We start from the raw sequence: 20,634 nt of genomic DNA on the forward strand, positions 1-20,634 counted from the left end.
TTTGTTTCAATTAAAACGTAGTAGTGTTGGTAAAAAATCAGTGCTCTTCAGACGCCATCGACAGATAGACGATCGTCAGAACCATGAAGATAAAGGCTTGCAGCGTAATGATCAGGATGTGGAAAATGGCCCATGGCACATTCAGAATCCACTGTGACCACCACGGCAGAAGACCCGCGATCAGAATGAAAATCAGCTCACCCGCATACATGTTGCCGAACAGTCGCAGACCCAGTGAAACAGGTTTGGACAGCAGGCTAACGCCTTCCAGGATCAGGTTGACCGGAATAAACGCCCAGTGGTTGAACGGCTGCAAGGTAAGCTCTTTCACAAAGCCGCTTACGCCTTTCATTTTGATGCTGTAGAAAAGAATCAGGATAAACACGCCCAGCGCCATCGACAGGGTGATGTTCACGTCCGCAGACGGAACCACGCGCAGAGCAGGCAGACCGAAGACATGCTCGCCGATCCACGGCAGGAAATCGATAGGCAGAAGGTCCATCAGGTTCATCAGGAACACCCAAACGAACACGGTCAGGGCCAGCGGAGCAATCAGCTTGCTCTTACCATGGTACATGTCTTTCACGCTGCCATGAACGAAGCCGATGATCATCTCAACGAACGTCTGGAATTTCCCTGGAACACCGCTGGTCGCCTTTTTAGCAACGCTGCGGAACATGGCCAGGAACAGAAGACCCAAAACCACCGAGAAGAACATGGAGTCGATGTTGATCGTCCAGAAGGTGGCCGGGGGGTGATGTGGATCCACCAGCGAGAATGTACGCAGGTCCAGCTGAAGGTTATTCAGATGGTGACCTATGTAATCCTGCGGCGTCATATTTTCTGAAGCCATGATGCCTTTTACCCTTTGTTATTGATTACAGCTGGAGCCAGAACTTGTACCACCAGCACCAAAACCCACGTTGCTATCAGCGGCATGAATACCACTTTCAAAACCGCCAGCGCCATCACCAGCAATGCAAAGGTCAGCAACACCTTACACACTTCGCCGAGAGCGAAGGACCAGGCCACGCGGCCTTTGGCAGGTGTATGCGCCTGATGACGCCAGGCAAAAATCATAAACAACACGTTTGGCAGCACTACCGCCAAACCCCCGCACGCGGCGGAGATGCCCCAGAAGGGGTCTTTGAGGCTAAACAGCAGTCCACTTGCTATCACAGCCAGAAACTGAATGAACAGAAGCTTACGAGCAACGTTTCTACTCAAGAGCGACACAGACATCACGTTTTTACTCCTGCTCCCTTCGAGGTATGCCGCGTGTCGTATAAAACGTCCTTTAAGGCTCAGAGTCAAGCATCAAAAAGCGGTCAAATTATACGGTGCGTACCCGTGATTTCAAACATTAAGTAGCGAAAAGGTGAATAAATGTTTAAATATTTTTCCCCAGCGCTATTTTTCAACTTTTGACCAAAGCGGCGACCTTCAGGCGAAACTGCAAACAGCGCGAAAACGTTGATGATAAAGCGTGCACAAGATCACAAATTGCACATTTGCGATAAAGTTGTATTTATCAAAGACGTAAAACGCTTTATTCCATCTTTATGAAATTCAAGATAAAAATTCGCAACTATTTTTAAAACAGGCTTATCTACAACAAAAACCTTTTATTGACATTCTTAATAAATATTTAACATCACATTCTGGTTGCCAGCACCCACTTTTAGCAGGCTGATATTTTCATTGTTGATTATCTTCATGGTGAATGAATAAGGTAAGGTTAACCACAAGAAAATCCATAGTAACAACAAGGTTAAATTAACCCGCTTCCGTTCTGGCTGGAAGTGCTGTTTTTTAACACAATCAGAACAGCACAAATTCCACATTTTTTATTAATTTTTTAAAAAGAATTTGGCTTAATTATAACCAGATGGCGCTCGCCATCGAGCTGAGGAATCTGGAGTTTCTCAATGGATTCGACAGTATAGCCGTCCGGAAGCTGCTCAATTTCATCCTCCGGGAGCAGCCCTTTAAGCGCATAAAAACGGCCATTTTCTGCCGGCAGGTGCTTACACCAGCTCACCATATCGTTGAGCGAGGCAAAGGCACGGCTGATAACCCCGTCAAACGGCGGCTCTGCCGGAAACGCCTCTACCCTGCTCTGCACGGGCGTAATGTTTTCCAGCTTCAGTTCATGCTGGACCTGGCGTAAAAAGCGAACGCGCTTGCCCAGGCTATCCAGCAGCGTGAAATGACTCTCCGGACGGACAATGGACAACGGAACCCCCGGCAGGCCCGGACCCGTACCTACGTCGATAAAACGTTCACCGTTAAGATACGGCGCCACCACGATGCTATCGAGAATATGGCGAATCAGCATCTCGTTGGGATCGCGTACGGAGGTCAGGTTGTACGCTTTGTTCCATTTGTTCAGCATATCGACGTAGGCCACCAGCTGGTTTTTCTGGTGATCGGTGAGCGAAATACCTGCCTGGTCCAGCAGACGAGAGAGTTTATTGAGCACGGTGAATACCTGTTGAGATACTTAAGCGGCGGGTGATGCTTCGCTAACCCGCCCTACGGGGTTCAGTAAGCCCGGTAAGCGCAGCGCCACCGGGCAATATTCAGGGCATTACGCACTACGGCGCAGCATGCCCTGCTTTTTCAACCACACCAGCAGAATCGAAATCGCGGCGGGTGTGACGCCGGAGATACGCGAGGCCTGGCCAATCGACACAGGTTTGTGATCGTTCAGCTTAGCGATCACTTCGTTGGAAAGGCCCGTCACCTGACGATAGTCCAGCATTTCCGGCAGCAGCGTATTTTCGTTGCGCTGCTGTTTCTCGATCTCATCCTGCTGGCGCGCGATGTAACCTTCGTATTTCACCTGAATTTCGACCTGCTCAGCCGCTTCAGCGTCTTCCAGGCCCGGCGCGAACGCCGTCAGTTTGACCAGGTTCTCATACGTGACTTCCGGACGACGCAGCAGATCTTCACCGCTGGCCTCACGCGAAAGCGGCGCAGTTAAGTGAGCGTTTACTTCGGCAGCGGTTTCCGCCTGCGGGTTTACCCATGTGGTTTTCAGGCGCTGACGTTCCTGTTCGATACGCTCCAGCTTCTCGTTGAAGCGCGCCCAGCGGTCGTCGTCCACCAGACCCAGCTCGCGGCCGATCTCGGTCAGACGCAGATCGGCGTTGTCTTCGCGCAGCATCAGACGATATTCCGCGCGAGAGGTAAACATACGGTACGGTTCTTTGGTTCCCAGGGTGCAGAGATCGTCAACCAGCACGCCCAGATAGGCCTGAGAACGCGCCGGTGCCCAGCCCTCTTTCTCAGCAGAGAAGCGGGCGGCGTTCAGACCGGCCAGCAGGCCCTGCGCTGCGGCTTCTTCGTAACCGGTGGTGCCGTTAATCTGGCCGGCGAAGAACAGACCCTGGATGAATTTGCTCTCCAGCGTCGGCTTTAGGTCACGCGGATCGAAGAAATCGTACTCAATAGCGTAGCCAGGACGAACGATTTTCGCGTTCTCCATACCCTGCATTGAGCGCACTATTTGCATCTGCACGTCGAACGGCAGGCTGGTGGAGATGCCGTTCGGGTAAATTTCGTTAGAGGTCAGCCCTTCCGGCTCGAGGAAGATCTGATGCTGGTTGCGATCGGCAAAGCGCATCACCTTGTCTTCGATCGACGGGCAGTAGCGTGGCCCGATCCCTTCGATCACGCCTGCGTACATTGGGCTGCGATCGAGGTTATTGCGGATCACGTCATGGGTTTTTTCGTTGGTATGCGTGATGTAGCACGGCACCTGCTGCGGATGTTGCGCCGCATTGCCCATGAACGAGAACACCGGCATCGGATTATCGCCGTGCTGCTGCGCCAGTACGCTGAAATCGATAGTGCGCGCATCAATGCGCGGCGGCGTACCGGTTTTCAGGCGGCTCACGCGCAGCGGCAGCTCGCGCAGACGGCGTGACAGCGGAATGGACGGCGGATCGCCGGCGCGGCCACCGCTGTAGTTATCCAGACCGATGTGGATCTTGCCGTCCAGGAAGGTCCCGACGGTGAGCACCACCGCTTTAGCGCGGAACTTAAGCCCCATCAGGGTCACGGCACCCACGACGCGATCGTTCTCAACGATAAGATCTTCAACCGCCTGCTGGAAGATCATCAGGTTCGGCTGGTTCTCCAGCGCGGTGCGCACGGCCTGACGGTAAAGCACGCGGTCTGCCTGTGCACGGGTGGCACGTACAGCCGGACCTTTACTCGCGTTTAGTATCCTAAACTGAATGCCAGCGCGATCGATCGCTTTCGCCATCAGGCCGCCAAGTGCATCCACTTCTTTTACCAGGTGTCCTTTCCCAATGCCGCCAATCGCCGGATTACAGGACATTTGTCCCAGCGTGTCGATATTGTGTGTCAAAAGCAGGGTCTGCTGACCCATTCGCGCTGCGGCCATTGCGGCCTCAGTGCCCGCGTGACCCCCGCCAATGATGATGACGTCAAAAGGATCCTGATAAAACATGGTGGTCTGCCTCGCGTAAAGCGGTATGAAAATGGATTGAAGCCCGGGCCGTGGATTCTACTCAACTTTAGTCTTTCGAGAAAGCATTGGGATCCTGGGCTATTAAAAAGAAGATCTTTTTATTTAGAGATCTGTTCTATTGTGATCTCTTATTAGGATCGCAGACCTTTGTGGATAAGTCCGATCCAATAAATAAGATCATGCAGTTAGGAAGGATCGTTTGCTGTGAATGATCGGTGATCCTGGACCGTATAAGCTGGGATCAGATCGCCACTTTATACACAGGGCGAAAACAGTCTCAGGGTTATACTTTGGATAACTACGGCTTAATACGAGCTTTTAACCAGAGTTACCCACATCTGATCGCGCGATCTTTAATCGTTTTTGAGTAAATTTTTCCATTCACCCAACCAGATCTCGGCTGGATCTTCCGGAATGTCATGATCGAGGATGTTGATCTTCAGCGTTTCACCCAGCTGTTTTGCTCCGCAAGCGGTCACCGCAGCTTCGACTTTCTCTATTGCGCCACAGAACGTGTCATATTCACGGCTGCCGATCCCGACTGCGCCAAACCGGACGTTTGACAGATCGGGCTGTTGTTCCAGCAGTTCGTCATATAAAGGTTGCAGGTTATCCGGCAGATCGCCCGCGCCGTGCGTGGAGGTGATCAGCAGCCAGACCCCGTCAGTCGGGAGATCGTCAAGCAGCGGTCCGTGCAGGGTTTCCGTGGAAAAGCCCGCGTCTTCCAGCTTCTCGGCCAGATGTTCCGCTACATATTCAGCACCGCCAAGCGTGCTGCCGCTGATAAGAGTAATGTCCGCCATTGATCGCTCGCTCAGATAAAGAGGCGGACATTGTACGCTGTGAACGAGCTGGGATCTACCTGTGGAAAATGTGGGAATGAATTTGCCCGATCACGGGCGGATAGTACGCATGATCGGGTTTTGCAGGGAGATCAGCGTCTCGGTGGACTGAATTTCATCGATTGTTTGGATCTTGTTGATAAGTACCTGCTGAAGGGCGTCGATGGATCGGCACATCACCTTTATAAAGATGCTGTAGTGCCCGGTGGTGTAGTACGCCTCGGTGACCTCATCCAGCGCGTTCAGCTTCTCGAGCGCGGAAGGGTAGTCTTTGGCACTTTTGAGAATAATGCCAATGAAGCAGCAAACGTCGTACCCGAGCTGCTTCGGGCTGACATCAATGCGCGCGCCGGTGATGATCCCTGCCTGCTTCATTTTCTCTACGCGCACGTGAATCGTCCCCGGGCTGACGCCAAACTGTTTCGCCAGCTCGGCATACGCGGTGCGCGCGTTAGCCATCAGCGCTTCCAGGATGCCGCGGTCCAGATTGTCGATCTGATAATTTTCCATAGCTTTTTCTTATGAAGATTAATGAATATGTCTATTCTAGCGCCTTATTTTAACGAATCAAAAGTGAACGCGCCTTTTTGTTGATGGGTTATTGAATCAGGTGCCGGTTCTGTTGCTTAATCATTACCAACAGGACGCAGGAGTATAAATAATGAAAACCGCTTACATCGCAAAACAACGCCAGATCAGTTTCGTAAAATCCCATTTTTCTCGCCAGCTGGAAGAGAAGCTTGGCCTTATTGAAGTGCAGGCTCCGATTTTGAGCCGCGTGGGTGACGGGACGCAGGATAACTTGTCTGGATGCGAAAAAGCGGTACAGGTGAAAGTGAAAACACTGCCAGACGCCCAGTTCGAAGTGGTTCATTCACTGGCGAAGTGGAAGCGTCAGACCCTGGGACAACACGACTTCAGCGCGGGCGAAGGGCTTTACACGCACATGAAAGCCCTTCGCCCCGATGAAGACCGCCTTTCCCCGATTCACTCTGTCTACGTTGACCAGTGGGACTGGGAGCGCGTAATGGGTGACGGCGAGCGCCACGTCGGTACGCTCAAATCTACCGTTGAGGCAATTTACGCGGGGATCAAAGCGACTGAAGCCGCCGTGAGCGAAGCGTTTGGCCTGGCACCGTTCCTGCCGGAAACGATCCACTTTGTTCACAGTCAGGAATTGCTGAGCCGTTTCCCGGATCTGGATGCCAAAGGCCGTGAACGGGCGATCGCCAAAGAGCTGGGGGCGGTATTCCTGATCGGTATTGGCGGCAAACTCTCTGACGGTAAACGTCATGACGTTCGTGCGCCGGATTATGATGACTGGAGCACCGTGGGCGAGAGCGAGTATGCCGGTTTGAACGGCGATATTCTGGTCTGGAACCCGGTACTGGAAGATGCGTTTGAACTCTCGTCTATGGGGATCCGCGTGGATGCTGACGCCCTGAAGCGTCAGCTGGCCATTACCGGAGATGAAGATCGTCTGAAGCTGGAGTGGCACCAGGCGCTGCTGCGCGGTGAAATGCCGCAGACCATCGGTGGCGGTATTGGCCAGTCTCGTCTGACCATGCTGCTGCTGCAACTGTCCCACATTGGCCAGGTGCAGTGTGGCGTCTGGCCGCAGCAGGTACGTGAAAGCGTCGGCTCTCTTCTTTAACTAGCGCCGCCAGCGTCTGAGCAGGCGGCTACGCAGCCCGGTATCAAAGCGCCAGATATGATCGAAGATGCGCATGATGCCGGGTTTTCCATGGGCAGACATCGCCACCGCATGAAAACGGTGCTGGTGAACGCGCTGCATCTCCTTCACCTTATTCACCACATCGTCCGGCAGCCGCTGGGCAATAAAATCGGAAATCACCACCGCATCCGCGTCGTACCAGTCGCCGCCCTGCATGCGTTCAATGATGCTGCGAAAACAGCGGGCCAGATCTGTGCCCCCGCGAAAGCGCTGGCTTAAAAAGCGGATCGCCTGCTCCAGTCCCTGTGAGCTGGTCAGTTCGTATCCCACCACTTCGCTGGAAAATAACATGATGTAGCAGCGACGGCGGTCGGCAAGCGCCACGCGCATCAGTGCCAGGCAGAACGCCTTTGCGCACTGTTCATTGAAGCCCCCCATCGATCCGGACGTATCCACGCAGACAATAAAAGGCCCGCGCGGCTGCTCGTCAAAGTCCTGACGCACTACCGGTCGCTGGCCGATCTTCTCGCGCCAGGCTTCGCCATGCAGCCGATAGGTGAGCAGCTGTTTTTCCACCAGCCGACGATAAAACTCGTACTCCAGTTCGGTCATTCCCAGCGTGCCGAGTTCCGTAGGCAGCAGGCGCAGGATGTCATCACCTTGCTGTAATCCATCCACCTGCTCCGGCACGGTGGAGGGTTCGCGTACCAGCGTGCGGAAGGTTTCCATCGGCGCATCTTTCTTTGGGACCGATTTGGCCTCCCGGGAGCGGCCCAGCTGTTCCGCGAGCTTCATCAGCTCCGGCTGCTCTGCCAGAAAGTCGCCGTACTTCACGATCAGCTGATAATCGCCACGCTTTAGCTGCCCGGCACTCATATCCCAGAGCCGTCCGGCAGCGTTTTCATTCTCCACCAGCACCTGTTCCAGCTGGCCGCTTAACGTCATTCGCTCCTGCACTTCGCTGAGCAGCTGTTCGCGCTCCTCCTCCAGCAGCTGCTGGTTAAGGGTCGTGGCCTGCACCACAAGGCTCAGCCGCCAGCGCTGTAAAAAAAGCGTGTGCAGCGCGGGCGTGAAGGTGGGGTTGTCCGTGACCAGCGCTCTGGCCTGGCCGGCAAACGGGGATTGAACGTTATCAAGCAGAGCCAGGGTTTGCTGAAGCCGGGCAATAAACTGCGGCGTAGAAAGCCGCTGGCACTGCTGATAGCCGGCAACTTCCTCTGTCAGCTCCGGCGGAACTTCCGTCTCCTTAAACCGCTGCCGCAGATTATCGCGCCAGCGTGGGAGATCGTCCGTCATTGCCCTTTTGAGCTTCGGGAATTTTTCAAAGAAGGCCGCCAGCTGCGGTGAAGCAAGCAGGGTGATAACAACCTCTTCGATTAAACCATCCTCGCTAACCGCCAGCATGACGTTGAGCGTGTCCAGCGTTAGCATTGACGCGCCTGTTTGATCTGCGCGCCAACGTCCTGAAGGCTGGCTTCAATGCGGCCAAGCCAGTCGCTATGGATAAAGAGGCATTTCTGCTGCTCGCTGAAGCGCGTGTGCTGCCGGTGCCATTCGGCATCCAGCGCTTCCAGCTGCTGTTTGATCTCCTCCGGGATACTGTCGGAGGCCGTGCCCGGCAGCGCAAGACGCGATCCCTGAAGGCTGACGTCGCGGATCACCAGATGCTGGCTGCTGTCGACTTCCATCGTCAGCGGCTGGGCAAAGCCAATTCCGTTGAGCTTGCCGCGGATCTCGCCGCCTTTATCCAGCCACTGCGCCAGCGCGACACGTTCGATCGTCACGTGCACCACCTGCATATCATGCAGCTTCAGCGGCTGCTGAAGAAGCAGGGTGAGCGAGTCATCTGTCAGTTCGGCCGGCAGTTCATAGTGCGGCTTACGGGCGAACATCCCGCCGAGGCGGTTCACCTTTAGCGCGGTTTTATCGCTTTGCTGCTGCTGGAGCTGGAGGCGGCGTTGGGCAATCGCTCCCAGCTGGTTAAGCATCGACTGCTGGCCCCACGCGTGCCCGGTCATCAAAACGTCCAGCTGCTGCTGCATCAGATTCATCCCTTCGGCGTCGTGCCACAGGCAGTCTTTCAGCAGGATCAGATCGACTGGCGCGACGGCATCGCGACCGCTGAACAGCGCGCTTGCCTGAAGCAGGCGAATCGCTTTTTTCCAGCGACGGTCAGAGACATACGGCGCGGAAGGCAGTAAATCAAGCTGCTGGCGCAGCATGAAGATCAGCTCAAATACGCTATCCGGCAGCTTTATCTTGCAGATCTCCTCCTGCCACTGGTGGTATTCCTCGTCCGTCACCTGCAATGACGCTGCCACCGGGTTTTCGTTCTCGTCCTGCTGGCTCACCAGCATTGAACGGAAGTTCGACTTGTCCTGCACTTTATCCAGCCACAGGCGGATCAGCATGCGGTCATACAGCGCTTCCAGGCTGCTGTCGTCTTCGGGCAGTTCGTTTGACGCGGCCACCAGCAGGCGCATGGGGATCTTCTCTTCGCTCGCGCCGTTGCGGAACCGGCGTTCGTTGATCGCCGTCAGCAGGGTGTTCAGTATGGCCGGACCGGCTTTCCAGATCTCATCAAGAAAGACGATTTCGGCTTCAGGGAGATAGCCCGCCGTCAGACGCTCATAGCGTCCCTCATCCTTTAACGCCTGAATAGAGAGCGGCCCGAACACTTCTTCCGGCGTGGAGAAACGGGTCATCAAATACTCAAATGCGCGGGCGTTCTGGAATGCGAACTTAAGGCGGCGCGCGATCAGGCTTTTGGCAATGCCCGGCGGTCCCAGCAGAAATACGCTTTCACCGCTCAGCGCCGCCAGTAAACAGAGGCGAATGGCGTGGCTACGCTCGAAAAGGCCTTTCTCCAGCGCGCTGCTGAGGCGGGAAATTCTTTCTGCTAATAAATGTGAGTGAGCCATAATAGTTTTGCATCCTTTCGCCGTCGTGGCGGCTAATTGAAGCGAGTATAGACGTTTCGGTCTGGCCTGATAATAGGCTGAAGTGCGGCGCTATTTTCTTTGCGCTACATTAATGCGGCAGCATTTAGGGGTACGATTTTGCATTGAATCGTGCATACTGTGCGCTTTTTGTGGGCCAAGGGACTAAGCACACATTTGTTATTCAAACGAAAAGACTAGTCTATGAGCACTGATAATAAGCAATCATTACCCGCAGTAACGCTTGCGGCGATCGGGGTTGTCTACGGTGATATCGGCACCAGCCCGCTTTATACGCTTCGTGAATGTTTGTCCGGTCAGTTTGGTTTTGGTGTAGAGCGCGACGCCGTATTTGGTTTCCTCTCGCTCATCTTCTGGCTGCTGATCCTGGTAGTTTCCGTTAAGTATCTCTCTTTCGTTATGCGTGCTGATAACGCGGGCGAGGGCGGTATTCTGACCCTGATGTCCCTTGCCGGACGCAATACGTCGGCAAGAATGACCTCCGTGCTGGTCATTATCGGCCTGATAGGCGGCAGCTTCTTCTATGGGGAAGTGGTGATAACGCCGGCGATTTCGGTGATGTCAGCCATAGAGGGGCTGGAGATTGTCGCGCCGCAGCTTGATACGTGGGTCGTTCCACTCGCTATTATCGTGCTGACGCTGCTGTTTGCCATACAAAAACACGGTACCGGTCTGGTGGGCAAGCTGTTCGCACCTATTATGCTGGCCTGGTTCCTGATCCTGGCGGCGCTGGGCTTGCGCAGCATTATTGCTAACCCGGATGTCCTGCATGCGCTGAACCCGATGTGGGCGGTGCATTTCTTCCTGGAATATAAAGTGGTGTCGTTCGTGGCGCTGGGTGCGGTGGTGCTTTCCATTACCGGCGTCGAGGCGCTGTATGCGGATATGGGCCACTTCGGGAAACTCCCTATCCGCGTAGCGTGGTTTAGCCTTGTCCTGCCTTCACTGGTGCTGAACTACTTCGGCCAGGGCGCGCTGTTGCTTGAACATCCTGAAGCGATTAAAAACCCGTTCTTCCTGCTGGCTCCTGACTGGGCGCTGGTCCCAATGCTGATCCTGGCGACGCTGGCGACGGTGATTGCCTCTCAGGCGGTGATTTCCGGCGTGTTCTCCCTGACGCGTCAGGCTGTGCGTCTGGGCTATCTCTCCCCGATGCGCATTATTCATACCTCGGAGATGGAGTCAGGCCAGATCTACATTCCGTTCGTTAACTGGCTGCTCTATTTTGCTGTGGTGATTGTTATCGTCAGCTTTGAGCACTCCAGTAACCTGGCGGCGGCGTATGGTATCGCCGTGACCGGAACGATGGTGTTGACCTCTCTGCTCTCCACCACGGTGGCGTACCGTAACTGGCACTGGAATAAGTTCCTGGTCGGGCTGATCCTGGTCGGTTTCCTCTGCATCGACGTACCGCTGTTCTCAGCAAACCTCGACAAGATTGTCTCCGGGGGCTGGCTGCCGCTGACGCTGGGCCTGGTGATGTTTATTGTGATGACGACGTGGAAGAGCGAGCGTTTCCGCCTGCTGCGTCGTATGCACGAGCACGGAAACTCTCTGGAAGCGATGATCGCCTCGCTGGAGAAATCCCCGCCGGTGCGCGTGCCGGGTACCGCGGTGTACATGTCTCGCGCGCTGAACGTGATCCCGTTTGCGCTGATGCATAACCTCAAGCACAACAAGGTGCTGCACGAGCGCGTGATCCTGCTGACGCTGCGCACCGAAGACGCGCCGTATGTACACAACGTGCGTCGCGTGCAGATTGAGCAGCTATCGCCGACCTTCTGGCGCGTGGTGGCGAGCTACGGCTGGCGCGAAACGCCGAACGTGGAAGAGGTGTTCCACCGCTGCGGCCTGGAAGGGTTAAGCTGCCGCATGATGGAGACATCGTTCTTTATGTCGCACGAGTCGCTGATCATCGGAAAACGCCCATGGTATCTGCGCCTGCGCGGCAAGCTGTACTTGATCCTGCAGCGTAACGCCCTGCGCGCCCCTGACCAGTTTGAAATCCCGCCTAACCGCGTGATTGAGCTGGGGACGCAGGTCGAGATTTAAGCCTCCGTGTGGCCTGATGCGCTTTCCAGAGTAAGAGGGCGCAAGCATAAAAAACGGTAACCTCAGGGTTACCGTTTTTGCATTTACCTTCTGCCTCATTTCACTTAGCGAAACGTTTCGACTTCGATCACAAATCCGTTACGTCATGATGGTTTTCTGAACACTCTTGCGGCTACACTGTTTTTAGCGAAACGTTTCGCTAGTGGAGCAAAAAATGAAGAAAGGCACAGTACTCAACTCAGAAATCTCATCGGTTATTTCCCGCCTTGGGCATACCGATACGCTGGTGGTTTGCGATGCAGGCTTACCGGTTCCGCGCAGCACAACCCGTATCGATATGGCGTTAACGCAGGGCGTACCCTCGTTTATGCAGGTACTGGAAGTGGTGACCGCGGAGATGCAGGTTGAGACGGCCATTCTCGCCGCGGAAATCAAACAACATAATCCGCAACTCCACGAAACGTTGCTCACGTTTATTGAGCAACTGCAACAGCACCAGGGAAACACCATAGAAATTCGTTACACAACGCACGAGCAGTTCAAACAACAAACCGCAGACAGTCAGGCGGTGATTCGCAGCGGGGAGTGTTCCCCGTATGCGAATATCATTCTTTGTGCTGGCGTCACCTTCTGAGGCCATCATGGACGCATTACTGCAACTCAAAGGGATCGATAAATCGTTCCCGGGCGTAAAAGCCCTCTCCGGCGCGGCGCTGAACGTTTATTCCGGACGCGTGATGGCGCTGGTGGGCGAGAACGGCGCCGGCAAATCCACCATGATGAAAGTGCTGACCGGGATCTATAAGCGCGATGCCGGTTCACTCGTCTGGCTGGGTAAAGAGACCACCTTCAACGGCCCGAAATCCTCGCAGGAAGCGGGTATCGGCATTATCCACCAGGAGCTAAACCTGATCCCGCAGCTCACCATTGCGGAGAACATCTTCCTGGGCCGCGAGTTCGTGAACCGGTTCGGAAAAATCGACTGGAAAACCATGTACGCCGAAGCGGACAAACTGCTGGCGAAGCTGAACCTGCGCTTTAAGAGCGACCGGCTGGTGGGGGATCTCTCCATCGGCGATCAGCAGATGGTGGAAATCGCTAAGGTGCTGAGCTTTGAGTCGAAGGTCATCATTATGGATGAACCGACCGACGCCCTGACCGATACGGAAACCGAATCCCTGTTCCGCGTTATCCGCGAGCTGAAATCGCAGGGCCGCGGCATAGTATATATCTCTCACCGCATGAAAGAGATCTTCGAGATCTGCGACGACGTCACCGTTTTTCGCGATGGCCAGTTTATCGCCGAGCGCGAAGTGGCGACGCTGACGGAAGATTCGCTTATCGAAATGATGGTGGGACGCAAGCTGGAAGATCAGTATCCGCGTCTGGACAAAGCGCCGGGCGAAATCCGCCTGAAGGTGGATAACCTCTGCGGGCCGGGCGTAAACGACGTGTCCTTTACCCTGCGCCAGGGCGAGATCCTCGGCGTCGCAGGCCTCATGGGCGCGGGGCGCACCGAGCTTATGAAAGTGCTCTACGGCGCACTGCCGCGCACCAGCGGTTACGTCACTCTTGACGGCCACGAGGTGGTCACCCGCTCGCCGCAGGATGGCCTGGCGAACGGCATTGTCTATATCTCCGAAGACCGTAAGCGCGACGGCCTGGTGCTGGGCATGTCGGTGAAAGAGAACATGTCACTGACCGCGCTGCGCTATTTCAGCCGCAGCGGCGGCAGCCTGAAGCACAAAGATGAACAGCAGGCGGTCAGCGATTTTATCCGTCTCTTTAACGTTAAAACGCCGTCGATGGAGCAGGCGATTGGCCTGTTGTCCGGCGGTAATCAGCAGAAAGTGGCCATTGCCCGCGGGCTGATGACGCGCCCGAAAGTGCTGATCCTCGATGAACCAACCCGTGGCGTAGACGTGGGCGCCAAAAAAGAGATTTATCAGCTGATTAACCAGTTTAAGGCCGACGGTCTGAGCATCATTCTGGTCTCTTCCGAGATGCCAGAAGTATTAGGCATGAGCGATCGCATTATCGTCATGCATGAAGGGCATCTCGGCGGTGAATTCACTCGCGAGCAGGCCACCCAGGAAGTTCTGATGGCTGCCGCTGTGGGCAAGCTTAATCGCGTGAATCAGGAGTAAGAAGATGACTACCCAGGCTGTTTCTGGTCGCCGCTATTTCACAAAGGCATGGCTGATGGAGCAAAAATCGCTGATTGCCCTGCTGGTGCTGATCGCGATTGTATCGACCATGAGCCCGAACTTTTTTACCGTTAATAACCTGTTCAACATTCTTCAGCAGACTTCCGTAAACGCCATTATGGCGGTGGGGATGACGCTGGTGATTCTGACTTCGGGTATCGATCTGTCCGTCGGTTCCCTGCTGGCGCTTACCGGTGCGATTGCCGCGTCGATTGTCGGTATTGAAGTCAACGCGCTGGTGGCCGTTGCCGCTGCGCTGGCGGCTGGCGCGGCGATTGGCGCGGTAACCGGCGTAATTGTGGCAAAAGGTCGCGTACAGGCGTTTATTGCCACGCTGGTGATGATGCTGCTGCTGCGCGGCGTCACCATGGTGTACACCAACGGTAGCCCGGTGAATACCGGCTTTACCGAAAACGCCGATCTGTTTGGCTGGTTCGGTATCGGCCGTCCGCTGGGTATCCCGACGCCGGTCTGGATCATGGCTATCGTCTTCCTGGCGGCGTGGTACATGCTGCACCATACCCGTCTGGGCCGTTATATCTATGCGCTGGGCGGTAACGAAGCGGCAACGCGTCTGTCCGGCATCAGCGTTAATAAAGTCAAAATTATCGTTTACTCCCTGTGCGGCCTGCTGGCGTCTCTGGCGGGCATCATCGAAGTGGCGCGCCTCTCTTCCGCGCAGCCAACGGCGGGTACGGGGTATGAGCTGGATGCCATCGCGGCAGTGGTTCTGGGCGGTACCAGCCTTGCTGGCGGTAAAGGTCGCATTGTTGGGACATTGATCGGCGCACTGATCCTCGGTTTCCTGAATAATGGTTTGAATTTGTTAGGTGTTTCCTCCTATTACCAGATGATCGTTAAGGCAGTGGTGATTTTGCTGGCGGTACTGGTAGACAACAAAAAACAGTAACTGACGACACTACAGGACATCTTAGATATGAACATGAAAAAACTGGCTACCCTGGTTTCTGCTGTCGCGCTGAGCGCAACCGTAAGTGCTAACGCCATGGCGAAAGATACCATCGCGCTGGTTGTCTCAACCCTGAACAACCCGTTCTTCGTCTCCCTGAAGGACGGCGCGCAGAAAGAAGCGGACAAACTGGGCTACAACCTGGTGGTGCTGGACTCTCAGAACAACCCGGCAAAAGAGCTGGCGAACGTTCAGGACTTAACCGTTCGTGGTACCAAAATCCTGCTGATCAACCCAACCGATTCCGACGCGGTAGGTAACGCCGTGAAGATGGCAAACCAGGCGAAGATCCCGGTCATCACCCTGGACCGTCAGGCAACGAAAGGTGAAGTTGTCAGCCACATCGCGTCTGATAACGTACTGGGCGGTAAAATCGCCGGTGATTACATTGCGAAGAAAGCCGGAGAAGGCGCGAAAGTTATCGAACTACAGGGCATTGCCGGTACGTCCGCTGCGCGTGAGCGTGGTGAAGGCTTCCAGCAGGCCGTTGCTGCGCACAAATTTAACGTGCTGGCGAGCCAGCCGGCAGACTTCGACCGTACTAAAGGTCTGAACGTTATGCAGAACCTGCTGACCGCGCATCCTGACGTGAAGGCCGTGTTCGCTCAGAACGACGAAATGGCGCTGGGCGCGCTGCGTGCGCTTCAGACTGCGGGTAAAACTGATGTGATGGTTGTCGGATTTGACGGCACTCCGGATGGTGAAAAAGCAGTAAATGATGGCAAACTGGCTGCGACCATCGCTCAGCTGCCTGAGCAGATTGGCGCAACTGGCGTGCAAACTGCCGATAAAGTGCTGAAGGGCGAAAAAGTTCAGGCCAAATACCCGGTTGACCTGAAGCTGGTCATTAAGCAGTAAAAGGCGATTCAGGCAGTCGCTGGCTGCCTGAGGGACACCAAATAAAAGAAAAGTGTGGCATACGCCACCGGGTAATACCGGTGGCGCTCTCAGATGGACAGCTCATACATGAAAACCGTAGGCAACCTCGTCGTCCTTGGCAGTATCAATGCCGATCACATTCTCAACCTTGAAACTTTCCCCACGCCGGGCGAAACCGTCACCGGCAATCAGTACCAGGTGGCGTTCGGCGGTAAGGGCGCAAACCAGGCGGTAGCGGCCGGGCGCAGCGGGGCGAATATCGCGTTTATCGCCTGCACGGGCGATGACGATACCGGCGAGCGCGTTCGCAAACAGCTGGCCAGCGACAATATCGATATTGCGCCAGTCAGCGTGGTTGAAGGGGAATCTACCGGCGTGGCGCTGATTTTCGTCAACGCGGAAGGTGAGAATGTCATCGGTATTCATGCGGGAGCCAATGCTGCGTTAACGACAGAACGCGTCGAAGCGCAGCGTGAAATTATCGCCGGAGCGGCAGCCCTGCTGATGCAGCTGGAGTCGCCGGTTGAAAGCGTGCTCGCCGCCGCGAAAATAGCCCAGGAAAATCATACCTCTGTCGTACTGAACCCTGCGCCTGCCCGTGTATTATCAGACGAACTGCTGGCGCTGGTGGATATCATCACCCCGAATGAAACCGAAGCGGAAAAGCTGACGGGGATCCGCGTGGAAACTGATGACGACGCAGCGCGTGCAGCAAAAGCGCTGCACGACAAAGGCATCGGCACCGTGATTATCACCCTCGGTAGCCGCGGCGTGTGGGCAAGCGTCAACGGTGAAGGCCGTCGCGTACCGGGCTTTAAGGTGAAAGCCATCGATACCATCGCCGCTGGAGATACCTTTAACGGTGCGCTGGTGACGGCGCTGCTGGAAGGGAAAGCGATGGATGACGCGATCCGCTTTGCGCATGCCGCCGCCGCGATTGCGGTGACGCGTAAAGGCGCTCAGCCTTCCGTGCCGTGGCGTAAAGAGATCGATGAATTCTTAAGTCAGCAGGGGTAACGCTTGGCCACAATGAAAGATGTCGCCCGTATGGCGGGTGTTTCTACCTCGACTGTTTCCCACGTTATCAATAAAGATCGCTTCGTCAGCGAGGCGATTCGGGAGAAAGTTGACGCTGCAATAAAAGAACTCAACTATGCGCCGTCGGCGCTGGCGCGCAGCCTGAAGCTCAACCAGACGCGCACCATCGGCATGCTGATTACGGCCAGTACCAACCCTTTCTATTCTGAACTGGTGCGCGGCGTGGAGCGCAGCTGCTTTGAGCGCGGCTACAGCCTGGTGCTGTGCAATACCGAAGGGGACGAGCAGCGCATGAACCGCAATCTGGAGACGCTGATGCAAAAACGCGTCGACGGGCTGCTGCTGCTCTGTACCGAAACGCATCAACCTTCGAAAGAGATCATCCAGCGCTACCCTTCTATTCCCACGGTGATGATGGACTGGGCGCCGTTCGACGGTACCAGCGATCTGATCCAGGATAACTCGCTGCTGGGCGGCGATATGGCGACGCAGCATCTGATCGATAAAGGTCATACCCGCATTGCCTGCATTACCGGCCCGCTGGATAAAACCCCGGCGCGCCTGCGGCTGGAAGGCTATCTCTCTGCAATGCAGCGTGCGGGGCTTGCCGTTCCTGATGGTTATCAGATCACCGGCGATTTTGAATTTAATGGCGGATTCGAGGCGATGCAGAAACTGCTGGCACAAGAGATTCGCCCGCAGGCGGTATTTATCGGTAACGACGCGATGGCGTTTGGCGCGTATCAGGCGCTGTATCAGGCCGGATTACGCGTTCCGGAAGATATGGCGATTATTGGTTACGATGATATCGAACTGGCGCGCTACATGACGCCGCCGCTGACGACGATTCATCAGCCTAAGGATGAACTGGGCGAGCTGGCCATCGATGTGTTGATCCACCGCATGGCGCAGCCCACGCTGCAACAGCAACGGCTGCAGCTTACTCCTGTTCTGATGGAACGCGGTTCGGTTTAGCCTTTTCCTTGTGACGCTCTTTAATCAGGTTCTGGCCATCTTTCGGTTTTAACAGCATGAAGACCAGCGCCGACACCACCGTAAGCGCGCCCATGGTGATAAAGGTATAGTGGAACTGCTCCACGGTATTGGTACCGTCAAACCCTTCATAAAACCGCAGGACCGCGGCGCTCACGGCGACCCCGAGGCTGATCGACAGCTGTTGGGTCACCGCCAGTACGCTGTTGCCGCTGCTGGCATTCTCGTCGGTAAGGTCCGCCAGGGTTATCGTATTCATCGACGTGAACTGCGTCGACATCGCCATCCCCAGCACAAACAGCGGCAGGATCAGCATCCAGATGGGTAACGCCGCAGACTGCAGCGAGAACTGCGCAATCATTAATCCAATAAATACCGTTACGCCAACCAGCGTCTTACGATAGCCGAACCAGCGCAGCACCTGCGTAACCGTGGATTTCGCCAGAATCGATCCCATTGCCGTGGGCGCCATCATGCAGCCCGCGATCAGCGCCGGGTAGCCAAAACCGACCTGCAACATCAGCGGCATCAGGAAGGGTACGCAGCCCGTGCCCAGACGTGAGGCAATATTGCCCGCGATCCCGACGGAAAATGTTCGGGTATTAAAAAGGGATAAAGAGATAAGCGGCGTCGGGTGGCGGCGCGCGTGACGTATATAGAGAAGGAACAGCAGAATACCGCTGAGGATGACGGCAAGCGCCAGCCACGTTTCCACGATTTTCTCGCCGAACAGCTCCATCCCGCTGGAGAAGAGCACCAGGCTCAGGCCAAACAGGAAAAAGCCGCCCATATCGAAGCTGCGTCGTGGCGTGGTGAAGTTCGGCATGTATTTGCGGGCGTAAATCAGCCCGGCCACGCCAATCGGAATATTAATCAGGAAAATCCAGTGCCAGCTTGCCCAGGTAACCAGTACCCCGCCGAGTACCGGACCAAGTATCGGACCGACCAGCCCCGGCATGGTCACAAAATTGAGCACCGGAAGCAGTTCGCTGCGCGGATAGGCGCGCAATAACGCCAGGCGAGCGACGGGCATCATCATCGCGCCGCCAATACCCTGCAGCACGCGGAAGATAACCAGCTCCGTCAATGAGGTGGAGAGGGCGCAGGCCAGCGAGCCAAGCGTAAAGAGCGTGACCGCCACCATAAAAACTTTTCGGGTACCGAATCGATCGGCCAGCCAGCCGCTAACCGGAATAAGCATCGCCACCGTCAGGGTGTAACTGATGATGGCAGACTGCATCGCCAGCGGAGAACGGTTAAGGCTCTGTGCTATTGCGGGAAGTGCGGTATTGAGGATAGTGGCATCCAGTGCCTGCATAAAGAACGCCATGGCTGCAATCCACGGCAATCCGGCCATACTGCGCGCTTTTTTCTCTGTCATTTATTTACCTGCTGGTGGGTTGGCGCGGCCAGCAATGCCTGGCACGCACTCAGGGCTCGCTGCCCGTCGCTCTCCTGAATAGCATCGACAATCGCCTGATGCAGATCCAGCTTCACCACCTCATCCTGCGTAATAGAGGTAAAGTAAGTGTGGTACACCGAATGGAATAAAGAAGCAAAAGACGTCAGAAACGGATTCGCGCTCATATTATAGATATGCTCATGCCAGGCCATATCGACCTCGACCCAGCGTTCGCGGTTAAAGTGCTTTTTCAGGAACACCATCTCTTCCATTAAGGTATTGAGCTGCGCTTTTTGTTCTGCGGTGCCGAGCGTGGCGGCAAGCAGGCAGGCCTGCGGTTCAAGACTGCTGCGCATGACCAGAAAGTGGTCGACGACCTGGTTAAAATTATCTTCGGTCATCCACCAGGTGAGTAACTCCTGATCGAGAAAGTTCCAGTTCCCCTGTGGCATAACGCGGGTGCCAATGCGCGGACGTGGTAACACCATCCCTTTCGCCGATAATGTTTTCACCGCTTCGCGAACGGCGGTACGGCTCACGCCAAACCGATCGCCCAGTTCCATCTCGCTGGGCAGGATGCTGCCTGGGGCATATGCACCTGCCAGGATCAGCTGAGCCAGCTTCTCTGCCAGCACGTACGACAGGTTTTTTTGGGCTGCCAGCTGTTGTGCGCTTAATGGCATCGCTTTTATTCCTTAACTATTCTTGCCGCTAATTATGCCACCTCAGGTGTGATTGTGGTTGCAGATACATCAAATAGAACAATTTGTAGCTTGTTCTCACCGCTTTTGGTGAAAAAAAACACGGTCAGAAACTTTTTTCAAATTTCCTCTTGTCACTTCGGAAGAACTCCCTATAATGCGCCTCCACTGACACGGAACAACGGCACGCAAGCCGCCGGGTCAGCAGAGAAAAGCGAAATAATCGCTTGACTCTGAAGCGGGAAAGCGTAATATGCACACCCCGCGCCGCAGCGAAAAACGAAGCGGCACTGCTCTTTAACAATTTATCAGACAATCTGTGTGGGCACTCAAAGTGACATGGATTCTTAACGTCGCAAGACGAAAAATGAATACCAAGTCTCTGAGTGAACATACGTAATTCATTACGAAGTT

General features: G+C 55.1%; 18 protein-coding genes. 8 read left to right on the forward strand and 10 right to left on the reverse strand.

What is annotated here, in order from left to right:
- Window positions 1-37 precede the first annotated feature (37 nt).
- The 6 genes from atpB to asnC all read right to left on the reverse strand — a co-directional run bounded on the left by atpB (window position 38) and on the right by asnC (window position 5,853).
- Window positions 38-853: a F0F1 ATP synthase subunit A gene (atpB, locus tag OWK27_RS12330; RefSeq protein ID WP_148420346.1), complete on the reverse strand. Its 816-nt coding sequence runs from the start codon at window positions 851-853 to the stop codon at window positions 38-40.
- Window positions 854-861: 8 nt separating this feature from the next.
- Window positions 862-1,242 carry a F0F1 ATP synthase subunit I gene (atpI, locus tag OWK27_RS12335; protein WP_003862375.1) on the reverse strand — a complete coding sequence of 127 codons (381 nt, stop codon included), beginning with the start codon at window positions 1,240-1,242 and terminating at the stop codon, window positions 862-864.
- A 616-nt stretch (window positions 1,243-1,858) separates the two neighbouring features.
- Entirely contained in the window at window positions 1,859-2,482 is a 624-nt protein-coding gene (gene rsmG, locus OWK27_RS12340; protein WP_267590474.1) for a 16S rRNA (guanine(527)-N(7))-methyltransferase RsmG, read from the reverse strand.
- A 108-nt stretch (window positions 2,483-2,590) separates the two neighbouring features.
- Window positions 2,591-4,480, reverse strand: coding sequence for a tRNA uridine-5-carboxymethylaminomethyl(34) synthesis enzyme MnmG (gene mnmG / locus OWK27_RS12345; RefSeq protein ID WP_267590475.1), 1,890 nt, complete (start codon window positions 4,478-4,480; stop codon window positions 2,591-2,593).
- A 374-nt stretch (window positions 4,481-4,854) separates the two neighbouring features.
- The gene (gene mioC, locus OWK27_RS12350; RefSeq protein ID WP_020882767.1) at window positions 4,855-5,304 is read right to left on the reverse strand and encodes an FMN-binding protein MioC; all 450 of its coding nucleotides are present in this window, start codon (window positions 5,302-5,304) and stop codon (window positions 4,855-4,857) included.
- Window positions 5,305-5,394: 90 nt separating this feature from the next.
- Window positions 5,395-5,853: a transcriptional regulator AsnC gene (asnC, locus tag OWK27_RS12355; protein ID WP_003862383.1), complete on the reverse strand. Its 459-nt coding sequence runs from the start codon at window positions 5,851-5,853 to the stop codon at window positions 5,395-5,397.
- A 151-nt stretch (window positions 5,854-6,004) separates the two neighbouring features.
- On the opposite strand from asnC, the gene asnA reads away from it, so the two are divergent.
- Entirely contained in the window at window positions 6,005-6,997 is a 993-nt protein-coding gene (gene asnA, locus OWK27_RS12360; RefSeq protein WP_267590476.1) for an aspartate--ammonia ligase, read from the forward strand.
- Here the strand turns inward: asnA and viaA are convergent, their stop codons facing one another.
- On the reverse strand, window positions 6,998-8,449 hold the full coding sequence (gene viaA / locus OWK27_RS12365) for an ATPase RavA stimulator ViaA (RefSeq protein ID WP_267590477.1): 1,452 nt from the start codon (window positions 8,447-8,449) through the stop codon (window positions 6,998-7,000).
- Window positions 8,443-9,939 carry an ATPase RavA gene (ravA, locus tag OWK27_RS12370; RefSeq protein ID WP_267590478.1) on the reverse strand — a complete coding sequence of 499 codons (1,497 nt, stop codon included), beginning with the start codon at window positions 9,937-9,939 and terminating at the stop codon, window positions 8,443-8,445. The genes viaA and ravA overlap by 7 nt, the downstream gene beginning before the upstream one ends.
- Before the next feature lie 222 nt (window positions 9,940-10,161).
- Here ravA and kup point away from each other — a divergent pair, with 222 nt between their 5' ends.
- From kup to rbsR, 7 genes are all read left to right on the forward strand, one after another.
- Complete coding sequence (gene kup, locus OWK27_RS12375) at window positions 10,162-12,030, forward strand: low affinity potassium transporter Kup (RefSeq protein ID WP_148420340.1); 1,869 nt, start codon at window positions 10,162-10,164, stop codon at window positions 12,028-12,030.
- A 214-nt stretch (window positions 12,031-12,244) separates the two neighbouring features.
- Entirely contained in the window at window positions 12,245-12,664 is a 420-nt protein-coding gene (rbsD, locus tag OWK27_RS12380; RefSeq protein ID WP_193355461.1) for a D-ribose pyranase, read from the forward strand.
- Window positions 12,665-12,671: 7 nt separating this feature from the next.
- Complete coding sequence (gene rbsA / locus OWK27_RS12385; protein WP_267590485.1) at window positions 12,672-14,177, forward strand: ribose ABC transporter ATP-binding protein RbsA; 1,506 nt, start codon at window positions 12,672-12,674, stop codon at window positions 14,175-14,177.
- A 4-nt stretch (window positions 14,178-14,181) separates the two neighbouring features.
- On the forward strand, window positions 14,182-15,147 hold the full coding sequence (gene rbsC / locus OWK27_RS12390) for a ribose ABC transporter permease (RefSeq protein WP_108368022.1): 966 nt from the start codon (window positions 14,182-14,184) through the stop codon (window positions 15,145-15,147).
- 27 nt (window positions 15,148-15,174) lie between these two features.
- Window positions 15,175-16,065 (forward strand): ribose ABC transporter substrate-binding protein RbsB, encoded by an 891-nt coding sequence (gene rbsB, locus OWK27_RS12395; protein WP_148420337.1) that lies wholly within the window; start codon window positions 15,175-15,177, stop codon window positions 16,063-16,065.
- 108 nt (window positions 16,066-16,173) lie between these two features.
- A complete protein-coding gene (rbsK, locus tag OWK27_RS12400) occupies window positions 16,174-17,103 on the forward strand; it encodes a ribokinase (protein ID WP_267590486.1) in 930 nt (309 codons plus the stop codon).
- 3 nt (window positions 17,104-17,106) lie between these two features.
- Window positions 17,107-18,099 carry a ribose operon transcriptional repressor RbsR gene (gene rbsR, locus OWK27_RS12405; RefSeq protein ID WP_148420336.1) on the forward strand — a complete coding sequence of 331 codons (993 nt, stop codon included), beginning with the start codon at window positions 17,107-17,109 and terminating at the stop codon, window positions 18,097-18,099.
- On the opposite strand, the gene mdtD is transcribed toward rbsR, so the two are convergent.
- Together mdtD and OWK27_RS12415 are read right to left on the reverse strand one after the other, a co-directional pair.
- Window positions 18,065-19,498 (reverse strand): multidrug transporter subunit MdtD, encoded by a 1,434-nt coding sequence (mdtD, locus tag OWK27_RS12410; RefSeq protein WP_148420335.1) that lies wholly within the window; start codon window positions 19,496-19,498, stop codon window positions 18,065-18,067. The genes rbsR and mdtD overlap by 35 nt on opposite strands.
- Window positions 19,495-20,202, reverse strand: a complete 708-nt coding sequence (locus OWK27_RS12415) for a FadR/GntR family transcriptional regulator (RefSeq protein ID WP_267590479.1) — start codon at window positions 20,200-20,202, stop codon at window positions 19,495-19,497. The genes mdtD and OWK27_RS12415 overlap by 4 nt, the downstream gene beginning before the upstream one ends.
- Window positions 20,203-20,634: the final 432 nt, after the last annotated feature.

It is taken from the genome of Enterobacter cloacae complex sp. 2022EL-00788 (genome assembly GCF_026627565.1).
GTDB classification, from domain to species: domain Bacteria; phylum Pseudomonadota; class Gammaproteobacteria; order Enterobacterales; family Enterobacteriaceae; genus Enterobacter; species Enterobacter pasteurii.